We start from the raw sequence: 12,626 nt of genomic DNA on the forward strand, positions 1-12,626 counted from the left end.
GTCACACCTTTGCCGGGGTTGTGCCGTCCTGCGTCAGCTGGCGCAGTGCACGGTGGTCGGTCTTGCCGTTCTGGGTCAGCGGCAGCGCGTCGAGCTCGGTGAGCCGGCGCGGCACCATGGCCTCGGGGAGCGAGTCGGCCAGGTAGGTCTTCAGCTCCTCGGCGGAAACGGGGCGCAGCAGCGTGTAGCAGGCGGCGAGTTCGGGCCGCCCGTCGACGACGGGCACCACGACGGCGCACTCGTCGACCGCGGGGTGACGCCGCAGGACGACCTCGATCTCGTCCAGCTCCATGCGCACTCCGGCGACCTTGACCTGCCGGTCCACGCGTCCCAGGTAGTGGACGACGCCGTCCTCGAAGCGCGCCAGGTCGCCCGTGCGGTACAGCCGCCCGGTGGGCGAGTCCTGGTCGAAGGGGTCGGTGAAGAACGCGGCGGCGTTGTTCTCGGGGTCGTTGAGGTAGCCGAGTCCGACGACCACTCCGCCGACGAACAGCTCGCCCGGTTCGCCGGGGTCGGCGGCCCGCCACCGTCCGCCGTCCTGGCGGGTGAGGAGGTAGAGACGGGCGCCGGTGACCGGTGCGCCGACGGGGAGCCGGGAGCGGGTGGTGTCCTGTGCGGTCACCTCGTGGTGGGTGATGTCGTCCGAACACTCCGTGGGGCCGTAGGCGTTGAGCAGCCGGATGTGGGGTGCGGCGGCCAGGAAGCGGGCGGCGAGATGGGTGTGCAGCTCCTCGCCGGTGGAGATCAGCCAGCGCAGCGCGGGCAGGGTGACACCGGTGCGGCGCTCTGCCTGGTCGGTGATCCAGCCGACGACGGTCGGCACGAGTTCGACGACGGTGACGCCGGACCGCTCCAGGGCGTTCGTCAGGCGCCGCGGGTAGGCCAGCTCCGGTTCGCGCAGCACGACCACGGTGCCGCCGACGAGCAGCGGGGCCAGCATCTGCCAGATGGAGATGTCGAAGACCAGCGGAGCGGTGAAGGCGAGCCGGTCCGCCTCGGTCAGGCCGAGGTCCTCGACCTTGGCCCAGAGGTGGTTCATCATGCCGCGGTGCTCCACCGAGGCGCCCTTGGGCCGTCCGGTGGTGCCGGAGGTGAAGATGCAGTAGCGGGGCTCCAGGGAGCGGTCCGGGGCGTCGTCGGCGGACGGGACGGGCACCGGCGCGCCGGGCCCGAAGGTGTCTGCGCCGGGTGCCGCGACCACCGTCGTCCCCAGCTCGTCCGCCGTCTTCACGGCCGTACGGCCGCGCGGGCCGTCGCCGCCCGGGTCGCCGGAGTAGTCGAGCAGCAGGTCGGCGCCGCTGCGCGTCAGCACCTCGCCGACCCGCTGGGCCGGCCAGTCGGGGGCGATGGGCAGGTAGACGGCGCCGAGGCTCTCGAGGGCGAGGAACGCCGCGATCGTGTCGGCCGAGCGGTCGCCGACCGCCGCGACGACCGTGCCGGCCGAGCAGCCGGCCGCGCTCAGCACGGTGCGGAACCGGTCGACGCGGGCGAGCAGTCCGGCGTAGGTCAGGGCGGACTCGCCGTCGACGACCGCGGTCCGCTCCGGCGTCCGTGCCGCGGTGCGGGCCACTCGCGTCAGCACACCGGACGCGGTGTCGGACCGGCCGCCGTCCCGGCCCAGGCCCAGCGCGCGGGCCCGCTCGGCGGCACCCGGTGCGAGCGGCAGGGTCGCCGGCGTCAGGGGCGCGGTCATGAGGCACCCGCGCTCTGGTGACGGTCCAGCTCGTGGAAGAAGCCGCCGATCGGGACGGTGTCGCCGGCGGCGGTGGCCAGCCGGTGCACATGGGCGCCGACGACGAGGTCCAGCACGCCCAGGCCGAACGGCGAGAAGATGACGGGCCGGTCGGTGGGTGCCGTGAACTTGCCGGTGAGGACGTCGTACAGCGTGGCGTCCAGGAAGTCGCGGTTGCCGGTCCGCTGTTCGGCCAGGTGCACGGAGGTGTCGGCCTTCAGCACGTGCTCGACGTCGTCGACGACGTTGGCGCTGCGCAGCACGACCTCGGTGCCCAGGTCGCGCAGCGAGACGTGCAGCACGAGGGGGTTGTGGTCGAACCAGGAGGGATCGACCACGTGCGGGGTGGCCGCGGTGGTCGCGAACACGATCAGGTCCGAGGACCGGACGAGGGACTCCGCGTCCTGGTGCACCCGCACCGGCCTGTCGGTCGGTCCGAGGACCTGCTTGGCGAAGGAGGCGGCGTACTCCGCGCTGAGGTCGAACACCCCGAACTCGTCGATCTGCCAGCCCAGCTCGGACAGGTAGTCCTGGACGAACCGGGCGATCAGCCCGGTGCCGAAGAAGCCGACGCGGCGCGGGGTGCCCCGCTGCTCGGCCAGCCGGCGGGCGGCGGAGGCGGCCGACGCCGCGGTGCGCACCGCGCTGATGATCGACCCTTCGAGACAGGCGTACGGGTACCCGGTGCGCGGGTCGTTGAGCAGCAGCAGCGCCGATGCGCGCGGAATGCCCAGGTCGAGGTTGGTGGGGAAGCTGGAGATCCATTTGATGCCGTCCACCCCGACCTCGCCGCCCACCGAGGCCGGCAGCGCGATGATGCGCGCGGTGGGCCGGTCGGGGAAGCGGAGGAAGTAGGACGGCGGGTTCACGGTCCGTCCCTCGCCGTGGAGCCGGTAGGCGTCCTCGACCAGGTCGATGATCTCCGCCCGGCGTCCCGCCAGGCTTCTGTGGACGGCCTCGCCCGGGACGACGGAGAATCCCGGGGGGCCGGCCTGTTGCTCAGCCATTGCTGTCTTCCCGTTCCGTGTGGAGGTCGCCGTAGGTGTCCTGGACCCACGCGTCGTCGTAAACCGTTTCGATGTAGCGGTCGCCAAGGTCAGCGGAGATGGCCACCGCGTTCAGCGAGCGGCCCGGGTCGTGCTCGGCCAGCCACCGGGCGGCGCCGCTGACGACGGTCCCGGTGGAGCCGCCGAGGAGGAACCCGTGCCGGGCCAGACGCCGGCACATCCGTACCGCGTCCCGCTCCGGCACCTGGACCACGTCGTGGACCAGGCCCCGGTGCACGAAGGGCATGGGTTCGCTGGCCCCGAGCCCGGGCAGATGACGTGGGCCGGCTGCCAGGCCGAAGTTGACCGAGCCCACGGTGTCCACCGCGACGATGCGCACCCCGGGGCGGTTCTCCCGGAAGTACTCGGCGCATCCGCTGAGCGTCCCGCCGGTCCCCACGCCGACGAAGAGCACGTCGAGAGCGGGGAACTGCTTCGCTATCAAAGGCGCGGTGTTCTCGTAGTGGGCCAGCCAGTTGGCCGGGTTCTCGTACTGGTTGAGCCACACGTAGCCGGTGTTGTGCTCGCACAGCTCCCGTACGAGTGCCTTGCGCGCGGAGAGGTAGCTGCCGCTCGCGTCGGGCCGGTCCACCACCACGACCTCGCTGCCGAGCGCCCGCATCAGTTTGACCGTCGCCGGGTTGCACTTGGGGTCGGTGACGCAGACGAAGGGGATCGACCGCGCCGCCGCGACGATGCTCAGCGCCACGCCGAGGTTGCCCGAGGAGGATTCGACGAGGGTGGAGCCCTCGTCGATCAGACCGTTCCTGAGGCCGGAGGCGACCATGGACGTGGCGGCCCTGAGCTTCACGGAGCCCGCGAAGTTGAAACCCTCGCACTTGAGGTTCAGCGGGATGCCGAGCGTGTGGTCCAGGTCGATGTAGACGTCGCTGTCGAGCAGGTCGTCCGCCGTAGAGATGATTGCCAAGGGTCCTGTCCGCTTCTGTGCACTGGTCCGCTCACGGCCGCCGTCCGCTCGTTCCTCGCGCGCCGCGCGGTTGTCCTGGCGGTCAGCTGTCGAGCTTCTGCCAGGTGTCGAGCCCCTGGAGCGCGAAGATGTCCTTGACGGAGGCGATGGATCCCTCGAGTGCCGTGGTGTCGCCGTTCTCGTAAACGGAGCGGTAGGTGTCGCGCAGTGCGCTGACCGTGGCGCGCAGGCCGTGGTTGGCGTAGATGACGACGGAGACGCCGGCCTTCCGGATGTCCTCGATGTGCCAGTCGGGGTAGGTGGTCGGGACGATGACCACGGGGACGCGGAAGTCCCAGCCCTCCAGGAAGGCGACGACCTGGTCACGCGTCTTCGCCTTGGAGTGGACGAGCACGGCGTCCGCGCCGGAGTCGGCGTAGGTGCGGCAGCGCTCCAGGGCGGCGTCCACGTCGAGGCCGCTGATGAGTGCCTCGGTGCGGGCGATGACGAAGGTCTCCGTGGAGGCCTGCGCCTCCTTGGCAATCTTGATCTTCTTGGCGAACTCCTTGGTGCCGAGCAGCGTCTGGCCGCCCGCCACGAAGCTGTTCATCTTGGGGAACAGCTTGTCCTCGATGCAGAGTCCGGTGATGCCGGCCGCCTCGAACTCGTGGACCATGTGCGCCACGTTGAGGTTGCCCCCGTAGCCGGTGTCGCAGTCGGCCACGACCGGGATGCGCAGCACCTTCTGGATGTTCGCGGCGGCTTCGAGGTACTCGGTCATGCTCAGGATGCTGGCGTCGGGCAGGCCGCGGGACGCGGAGACCTCGAGGCTCGACGACCACACGGCCTGGAAGCCGGCCTCTTCGGCCAGCAGTCCGCCCAGTGCGTGGTTCGCTCCCGCGACCCGGACGACGTCGTTGTCCGCCAGGACGGAGCGGAATGAGGGGTATATGGGTCGCTGCACGCCTGAAACTCCTGGTCTTTTGACAGTGAGGTGGCAACCCTTGCCAAAGCGCTGGGCTGCGCTGAGCTGTGCGCTGAGCTTGCTGTGAACTGCCGAGATCCAGCCACTGAGGCGTTTGATCGATCGGCACAGCCCGAAAAACTAGATGGGCTTGGCAAGGCTTGTCAATGGCTTGTCAACTCATTGCCAACGTGCTGCAATCGTCTTGGCCCGGCTGTCGGGCCGACGGGAAGAAGAGAGGAACAGCAGAGAATGAGCACTGCGCTCGTGCCTACTCACCCACGCACTCTGGAAGTCCCCGCCGAGGCGTTCCACACCTTCTCGGAGCAGGCTCAGAGCGAACTGGCCGCCTACGTGGCCGAGCTCGACCGGCAGCACCCGCAGGGACGCGTCGACTCCGTCGAGGCGGACCTCTCCGCCGTCCCGCTGTTCGCCGCGGAGGTCGACGCGACCCGCGACGTCATCGACTCCCGCGTCCACTTCATCGTGTACGACCGCGTGGCGGGCGTCCGGTCGCTGCGCCAGCAGGCCCTGTACGCCTGGGTGCTGGGCACCGCGCTGGGCCGGCCCATGGTCCAGAACACCGACGGCTGGCGCCTGATCGAGGTGTACGACCGCGGGGTGCGCAGGACCATCGAGGACGGCGCCCGCTACCACCAGACCAAGCAGGGCTCGTACATGCACAACGACGCCGTCAACGACGTCGACCCCATCGACTACCTGCTGCTGTCCTGCGGCCAGTCCGCCTACATCGGCGGCGAGAGCATCCTCGTCGACGCCAAGCCCGTCCACGACGTCCTCGCCGAGCACCCCGACGTCCTCAAGATCCTCACCCAGGACTTCTGGTTCGAGAAGCGCGGCATGTCGCTGACCGCGGAGACCGGCTTCTTCCGCTCCCCGATCATCCGGTACACCGCCGAGGGCGAACCGCTGGTCCGCTATTTCCGGACGTACATCGAGGTCGCCCACGAGAAGAAGGGCGAGCCGATCACCGACGAACAGCGCGCCGCCCTCGACTTCTTCGACGCGGTCCTCGACCAGTCGTCCGTGCAGTACCGCATCCGTCTCGAACGAGGCCAGACCCTGGTGTCCGCCGACGACCGGTTCCTGCACACCCGCACGGCCTTCTACGACCGGTTCGCGCCCCGCGAGATCGACCTGGGCAACGACAGCCCGGACCAGGTCAACCGCTACATGTTCCGCATGTGGTCGAGCAAGTAGCCCCGCATCGCCCACCGTCACGCAGCGCAGCACGTTCAGCCGAGGAGAACACCCATGCCCAGTGACTCCCTCCGCTCGGTGGGCCACGACCTGGCCGCCGAGATGCGCCGGCAGCGCCCGCACGACTGCGTCGCGACTTCGGCCGCGGTGCAGTCGTGGCACCGCGTCGGCGGCCGGTACGCCGAGGGGCGCGTCCGTGACATCAGCGTGCAGCGGGGGCAGGCCACGGCCGCGCGCTATGTGCTGCGCGACTCCTACCGGCACCACGCCGTCTCCGGCCTCGACCCGGCGGTGGCGCGGCTCGCCGCCGACGACGCCCGGGACCCGGTCAGCCACCGCGCCCCGGACACGGGTCCCGTGCCGGAGTGGATGGAGCTGTCCTCCGCGCTCGGCGCCCTGGCCGAACTGGAGGAGTCGGCCCGCGCGTTCGACCCCTCGGTCACGCAGGTCGTGGTGGACTTCGAGCTCGGGGACCAGGACCTGGTGCTCGCCGACGACGCCGGACTGTACGCCGAACACCGGCTGCTGAGCTACCTCACGATCCGGGTGATCGCCCGCCGCGGCGGCCGCGTCGCCACCGGCTTCTACACTCCCGGCGTCAGCGGGCCGCTGAGCGGCATCGACGTCCGCGCCGCCGGACAGGAGGTGGCCCGCCGCGCGGTGACCGGGCTCGACGCCAGACCCGCGCCGGTCGGCCGGCTCCCCGTCGTCGTGGCGGGCGGCCGGGGCATGGTCCTGCTGCACGAGGCCTGCTGCCATCCGCTGGAGGGCGACGAGGTGCTGCGCGGCTCCGTCTACGCCGGCCGGCTCGGCGAGGACATCGCCTCCCCCCTCGTCACCCTGGTCGACGACCCCACGGTGCCGCAGGCGGTGGGCAGTTACACCTACGACGACGAGGGCACCGCGGGCAGCCCGACCACCCTCATCGAGAACGGCGTGCTCACCGGCTATCTGACCGACCAGGAGTCGGCGGCCCGCCTCGGCCGGGCCTCCAGCGGCAACGGCCGGTGCACGACGGTGCTGCACCCGCCCCAGCCACGGATGACCAACACCTGTCTGGCGGCCGGCACCTCGAGCGTGGCCGACATCATCGCCTCCACCGACCACGGCATCTACGCCCAGCACGTCGGCGGCGGCGAAGTCGTCGAGTCCACCGGCGAGTTCACCTTCCGGGTGACCAACGGATACCTCATCGAGAACGGGCGGATCACCGACCCGATAGAAGAGACGACCATCACGGGAACGGGAACGCAGGTGCTCCGGGACATCGACGCCGTGGCCGACGACAGCACGGTCGGCGCCGCCAAGTGCGGCAAGTTCGGACAGTGGGTGACGGTCGGCGTGGTCGGCCCCACCCTCAGGGTCGGTTCGCTGCTGGTGGGCGGTACCGAGCGATGAGCGGCACACAGCGCACGAGCGCCACCGCCGCGACGGCGAGCGACGCCCTGATCGAGGAAGCGGCACGGCACGGCGCGGACGCCGAGGTGTGGACGCTGCGCCGGCGGACCGACGAACTGGTGTGCCGGCTCGGCACGGTCGAACGCCGCAGCGACGTGGCCACCGGCGCCACCGCCCTCACCGTGTGGGCGGAGGGCACCGAGGGCTACGCGGTGCAGAACGTCCCCGACTCCCGCGACCCCGCCCTGGTCACCGCCGCCCTCGCGGCGGGCCGGGCACTGTCCGGGACCGGCGCCGTCCCGCCGCCCCCGCCCGCCCTCACCACCCCGCACCGGGCCCCGGACACCCCACCACCGCACCTGGACGCCGAGGCCACCGAACGGCTCCGGGCGCTCAGCGCGGGCGACGACGGCCTGGAGGTCGAACTGCGCGCCGGCGCCGACCGCTCCCGCATAAGGCTGCACCGCGCCGGCGCCGCGCCCATCGGGTACGACACCGGCGTCGTCCAGCTGCACACCCGCGTCACCGCCCGCGGCGACGGCACCGGATACATCGGCCACCAGTCCTACGGCCGCTCCGTGCCGGACCTGCTCGACCGGGTGGAGAGCACGGAACTGCCCGAGCTCGTCGGTCTGGCACGTCTGCTGGCCGCGAAGCCCGTCCCGCGGCTCGTCTACGACGACCTCCTGGTCGACGGCCGGGTGCTGGTCAAGCTGCTCTCGCTGATCGTCCCCGCCTTCCTGCTGGACTCCGTCCTCGAAGGGCGCTCCCCGCTCGCGGACCGCACCGGCGAAGCGGTCGCCTCCCCCGGCGTCGGCCTCGTGGACGACCCGACCGCACCCGACAGCCCGCTCCCGGTCCCCTGGGACGGCGAGGGAACCGTCTGCGGCCGCACCGCGCTGATCGAGGACGGTACGCTGCGCGGCTTCCTCAGCGCCCGCCGCACGGCAGCCGAGGCGGGCACGACCAGTACCGGCTCCGGGCAGCGCGGCCCCGCCGGCGAGATGGTCACCGTCCAGCCCGGCTTCCTGCTGCTGAGTCACACCACCGACCTCGGCACCGAGCACCGGCCCGGCCGCACCGTGCTGCACGTGGTGCAGGCCAACGGAGCGCACACCTCCAACCCCATCACGGGCGAGTTCTCCATCGGCGCCAACGCGGTGGTCGTCGGGCCGGACGGCACCCGGAACAACGCGGGCAACATCACCCTCGCCGGCAACGTCTTCGAGCTGCTGCGGAACATCGACGGACACGACGGCCGGGTACGGGTCAACCGCAGCCACAACTCCTTCGTCGCGGGCCCCGGGGTATGGACCACCAGCCTCACGACCGGCCGCTAGGCCACGGGGAGTCCACATGTCACTGCTGAAGAACCCCGAGTTCCGGCTGTTCTGGGGCGCCCAGACGGTCAGCATGATCGGGACGAACACGAGCAGGACCGCCATCCCGCTGCTCGCCGCGACCACGCTCGCCGCGACGCCGATGCAGATGGGGGTGCTGGGGGCGGCGCAGACCTTCGCCTTCCTGCTCGTCGGGCTGCCCGCCGGAGTGCTGGTCGACCGGGCCCGGCGACGTCCCGTCCTCATCGTCTGCGATCTGCTGCGGGCCGCGCTGATGATCCTGATCGGCGTGGGCTTCTTCCTGGACCGGATCTCCTTCCCGGCCCTGCTGGCAGGCATGCTGCTCATCGGATTCGCCACCGTCTTCTTCGAGATCGCCTACCAGTCCTACATACCGGTCGTGGTGGGCCGCGACCGGCTCGTGGAGGGCAACGCCCGTCTGGAGAGCACCAATTCGGTCTCCCGGACGGTCGGCCCCACCCTCGGCGGCTCCCTCGTGGAACTCGCCGGCGCCACCGCCACCCTGTGCGCCCAGTCGGTCGCACACCTGCTGTCGGTGTTCCTGCTGTCCCGCATCCGCACCGCCGAACCGGTCCCGGAAGGACGCCCCGACCGGCGCATGGGAGCCGAGATCCGAGCGGGTCTGCGTTTCGTACTGCGCCACCCGGTGTTCCGCGCCATCACGGGTTCCGCCGCCACGTACAACTTCTTTTACGCCATGACCGTGCCGCTGGTGACGCTGCTGCTGGTGGACGATATCGGGTTCTCCGGCACCCTCGTCGGCGTCCTCATGACCATCGGCGGGGTCGGCGGAGTGCTCGGCGCCGCCCTGTCCGGCCGGCTCGCGCTCCGGCTCGGCCAGGTCCGCGCGATGCGGCTGGGCTATCTCACGACAGTGCCGACCACCCTGCTGATCCCGCTCGCGGGCCATGGCTGGGCCGCGCTGCTGTTCGCCGGGCCCTGGTTCGCCACGGCCTTCGGAATCATCGTCTACAACGTCGGCCAGGCCAGCATCCGGCAGGCGCTGTGCCCGCCCGACCTGCTGGGCCGGATGAACGCCAGCGTGCGCTTCCTCGTCTGGGGAATCCTGCCGCTCGGCTCCCTCGCGGGCGGCGCGCTGGGCGAGTGGGCCGGAGTGCGGACCGCCCTGGTCGTCGCCGGGGCGGGGATGAGCGCCGGCGGACTGTGGCTGATCTGTTCCCGGCTGCGGAGCATGCGCGACCTGCCCGCGCCGGAGGACTTCCCCTCGGCGCACACCGCCCCCCTGAGCAAGTGAATGGAGCAATCATGTCTTCCCGTTTCGTGGTCTTCATCGACTCGCCGTGGACCGGCGCGGGCCAGGACTGCGCCCGCTACCTGCTGGAACAGGGCGTCACGCCGATCATCGTCGCCACCGACCCGGCCGCACTGCACCCCTCCCTGCTGCACGACTACGCCGAACTCGGCGTGGAGATCCGGGCCTGCGACGTGGACTCCGTCGACGCCGTCGTGGACTTCTGCCGCGAACTCGGCACACAGGGCGAGGTGATCGGCGTGACCTCCGTGTACGAGTACTACTGCGACACCGGCGCGGCGGTCGCCGCCCGCCTGGGCCTGGCCGGCCCGGACCCCGAGGCGGTGGCGAAGTGCCGCTCCAAGGCCGCGATGCGCGAGGCCATGGCGGGCACACCGGGTCTCAACCCGCTCTTCCAGGTCGCCGACTCCCCCGCGCAGGCCGTGGCCGCCGCCGAGAGCATCGGCTACCCCGTGGTCGTCAAGCCGCTGGACCTGACGGGCAGCCTGTTCGTACGCCGCTGCGACTCGGCCGACGACGTCGCCGCGATCACCGCGCAGGTCATGGAGCTCGGCGAGTACCTCGGACACACGGTGACCCCGAAGGTCGTCGTGGAGGAGTGCGTGCCCGGCGCCGAGTACTCGGCCGAGATCGTGCACGGCAAGGTCCTCGGCCTCACCGAGAAGATCGGCAGCGAGCCGCCGCTGTTCCTGGAGATGGGGCACGTCTTCCCCGCGGCCCTGCCGCCCGAGCGCGAACGGCTCCTGGTCGAGAAGGCCGAGCAGGCGGTGCGGGCGATCGGTGTCACCTGGGGTCCCGCGCACGTGGAACTGAAGCTCACCGCCGACGGCACGGACGCCCGCGTCATCGAGGTGAACGGCCGGATCGCGGGCGACCGCATCCCCGAGGCCGTCCGGATCGCCAGCGGCGTCGACATGTGCCGTCTGCACATGATCGCGCTCCTCGGCGGCACCCCCGATCTGACCCTGCGCTGCGACCGTACGGCCGCGATCCACTTCCTGATGCTGCAGCGCAGCGGCCGGCTCGACGCCATTCACGGCATGTCGGAGGCCAAGGCGGTGAAGGGCGTGCACGAGGTGCACCTGCGCCCGGGAGTCCAGGCGGGCATCACCTACGAGGCCAACGGCTCCAACCGGGACCGCGCGGCCTGGATCATCGCCGAGGGTGCCGACCGGGACGAGGCACTCGGGCGGGCGCGCGCGGCGGGCGGGGAACTCACCTTCGTCTGGTCGCCGGCCGGCGCCGCGGCCGAGGGGGCCTAGCCGGCATGGCGCCCGAGCGCGGGCCGGCGAGCCCGCCCGTTCCGGTGTCCCGTCGCACCGTGGCCGTGCCCTTCGCGGCGGGCTGGGCCGGCCGGGCTCCACTGACCTGGAGTCAGCAGTACTACCTGGCGGAGCTGGACGCGGCCCGCCCGCACGGCCGCAGCCTGGCCATCACCCGGCTCTACCCCCTGCGGGCCGGAGTCCGCGAGGAGGAGGCGACGGCCGCGCTGCGCGAGCTCGTCGAACGCTACGAGAGCCTGCGCAGCCGGGTGACACGGACCGCTCCTCCCGGCCAGCAGGTGCACCGCCACGGCTCGTTGCGGGTGACGGCGCACGATCTCGCCGCGCCCGCCGCGGCCCACGAGGTCCACGCGGCGGCCGAGGCCGTGCTCACGGACCTCGCCCGCGTCCCCTTCGACGTCGCCGAGGAGTGGCCGCTGCGGGCCGCCCTGATCGGCGTCGGCGGGCAACCCCGCTTTCTCGCCCTGGCCTTCAGCCACGTCGCCGTGGACGCCTTCGCACTGCTGCCGGTCGGCGCGTTCCTGACCGACCGGTGCGCACAGGCGGACCCGGTCGCGCGGACCGCGCCCGGTTCCGCCGCCGAGGGACTGCAACCGCGTGAGCTGGCCGGGGCCGAGGCGTCCGAGACGGCGTCCCGCACCGCCCGACGGGCGCTGCGGCACGCCGAGCGGGCCCTGCGGCGCATGCCCGCGGCGCCCGCCGGTACCGGTCCGTCGGGAGCCGGCGAGCGGTTCCGTTTTCTGCGTCGCAGGTCGGCCGCGCTCGACCTCGCCGTGGGCGCGGTGGCGGCACGCACCGGCGAGAGTCCCGCCTCCGTACTGACCGCGGCCGTACTGGCCACCGACGCCGCACGCACCGGCGAGCGGTACGGCGCCGTCCAGCTGATCTCCGCGAACCGGCTGCGCCCGGAGACCGTCGGCGCGGTCGTCCCCTGCTCCCAGCCGGTGCTGTGCTGCGTCGACACGCGGGACGCGTCCTTCGCGGAGCTGGTTCGCCGTACCGCGTCCGCGTCCCTGCGCGCCTACGCGGCCGGTCCCTGCCCGCCCGCCGCCCTTGCGGAACTGCGCGCCACCATCGAGAAGGAGCGGGGCGTACGGCTGGACGGCTCCCCGACCCTCAACTACCGCCCACGGGCGACCTCGCTGCCCGTGCGGGAGGCCGGCGCCGAAGAGCTGCGCCGGGCCGCGGCCGACGCCGAGACCGCGTGGGTGGACAGCGCCATGCTCTGGCAGTCCGCCCACTACCTCAGCGCCGACGTCGACGAATCGGGCGTGCGGCTGCTGCTGCAGGTGGACACGGACGTCCGGACTCCCCGGTGGGCCGAACGCTGGCTGGCCGACCTGGAAGACCTGCTCCGCGCCGCCGCGACGGACGCCACCGCGACCCGCACGCCCGCCCGACCCGGCTGACCCTCCGACGCCGCGCACCCCCTCGACACACA

General features: G+C 72.0%; 10 protein-coding genes. 6 read left to right on the forward strand and 4 right to left on the reverse strand.

Features of this window, described 5'->3' with window-relative positions; all coding sequences use genetic code 11:
- Nucleotide 1 precedes the first annotated feature (1 nt).
- From OO52_RS23475 to OO52_RS23490, 4 genes are all read right to left on the reverse strand, one after another.
- Nucleotides 2–1,693, reverse strand: a complete 1,692-nt coding sequence (locus OO52_RS23475; protein WP_030646407.1) for an amino acid adenylation domain-containing protein — start codon at nucleotides 1,691–1,693, stop codon at nucleotides 2–4.
- Nucleotides 1,690–2,739, reverse strand: a complete 1,050-nt coding sequence (sbnB, locus tag OO52_RS23480; protein ID WP_030646405.1) for a 2,3-diaminopropionate biosynthesis protein SbnB — start codon at nucleotides 2,737–2,739, stop codon at nucleotides 1,690–1,692. The genes OO52_RS23475 and sbnB overlap by 4 nt, the downstream gene beginning before the upstream one ends.
- Nucleotides 2,732–3,706: a 2,3-diaminopropionate biosynthesis protein SbnA gene (gene sbnA / locus OO52_RS23485; RefSeq protein ID WP_030646404.1), complete on the reverse strand. Its 975-nt coding sequence runs from the start codon at nucleotides 3,704–3,706 to the stop codon at nucleotides 2,732–2,734. The genes sbnB and sbnA overlap by 8 nt, the downstream gene beginning before the upstream one ends.
- An 82-nt stretch (nucleotides 3,707–3,788) precedes the next feature.
- On the reverse strand, nucleotides 3,789–4,649 hold the full coding sequence (locus tag OO52_RS23490; RefSeq protein ID WP_030646403.1) for an isocitrate lyase/phosphoenolpyruvate mutase family protein: 861 nt from the start codon (nucleotides 4,647–4,649) through the stop codon (nucleotides 3,789–3,791).
- Nucleotides 4,650–4,901: 252 nt separating this feature from the next.
- On the opposite strand from OO52_RS23490, the gene OO52_RS23495 reads away from it, so the two are divergent.
- The 6 genes from OO52_RS23495 to OO52_RS23520 are packed head-to-tail and all read left to right on the forward strand — an operon-like array spanning nucleotide 4,902 to nucleotide 12,594.
- Entirely contained in the window at nucleotides 4,902–5,870 is a 969-nt protein-coding gene (locus OO52_RS23495; protein WP_030646402.1) for a TauD/TfdA family dioxygenase, read from the forward strand.
- Between the two features lie 54 nt (nucleotides 5,871–5,924).
- On the forward strand, nucleotides 5,925–7,268 hold the full coding sequence (locus tag OO52_RS23500) for a TldD/PmbA family protein (RefSeq protein ID WP_051818546.1): 1,344 nt from the start codon (nucleotides 5,925–5,927) through the stop codon (nucleotides 7,266–7,268).
- Nucleotides 7,265–8,608 carry a TldD/PmbA family protein gene (locus tag OO52_RS23505; RefSeq protein ID WP_030646400.1) on the forward strand — a complete coding sequence of 448 codons (1,344 nt, stop codon included), beginning with the start codon at nucleotides 7,265–7,267 and terminating at the stop codon, nucleotides 8,606–8,608. The genes OO52_RS23500 and OO52_RS23505 overlap by 4 nt, the downstream gene beginning before the upstream one ends.
- Before the next feature lie 16 nt (nucleotides 8,609–8,624).
- Complete coding sequence (locus OO52_RS23510; protein ID WP_030646399.1) at nucleotides 8,625–9,884, forward strand: MFS transporter; 1,260 nt, start codon at nucleotides 8,625–8,627, stop codon at nucleotides 9,882–9,884.
- An 11-nt stretch (nucleotides 9,885–9,895) separates the two neighbouring features.
- Nucleotides 9,896–11,164, forward strand: coding sequence for an ATP-grasp domain-containing protein (locus tag OO52_RS23515; RefSeq protein WP_051818544.1), 1,269 nt, complete (start codon nucleotides 9,896–9,898; stop codon nucleotides 11,162–11,164).
- A gap of 59 nt (nucleotides 11,165–11,223) precedes the next feature.
- A complete protein-coding gene (locus OO52_RS23520) occupies nucleotides 11,224–12,594 on the forward strand; it encodes a hypothetical protein (RefSeq protein WP_030646397.1) in 1,371 nt (456 codons plus the stop codon).
- The last annotated feature ends 32 nt before the right edge of the window (nucleotides 12,595–12,626 follow it).

It is taken from the genome of Streptomyces flaveolus (assembly GCF_000716535.1).
Taxonomy (GTDB): Bacteria; Actinomycetota; Actinomycetes; order Streptomycetales; family Streptomycetaceae; genus Streptomyces; species Streptomyces flaveolus_A.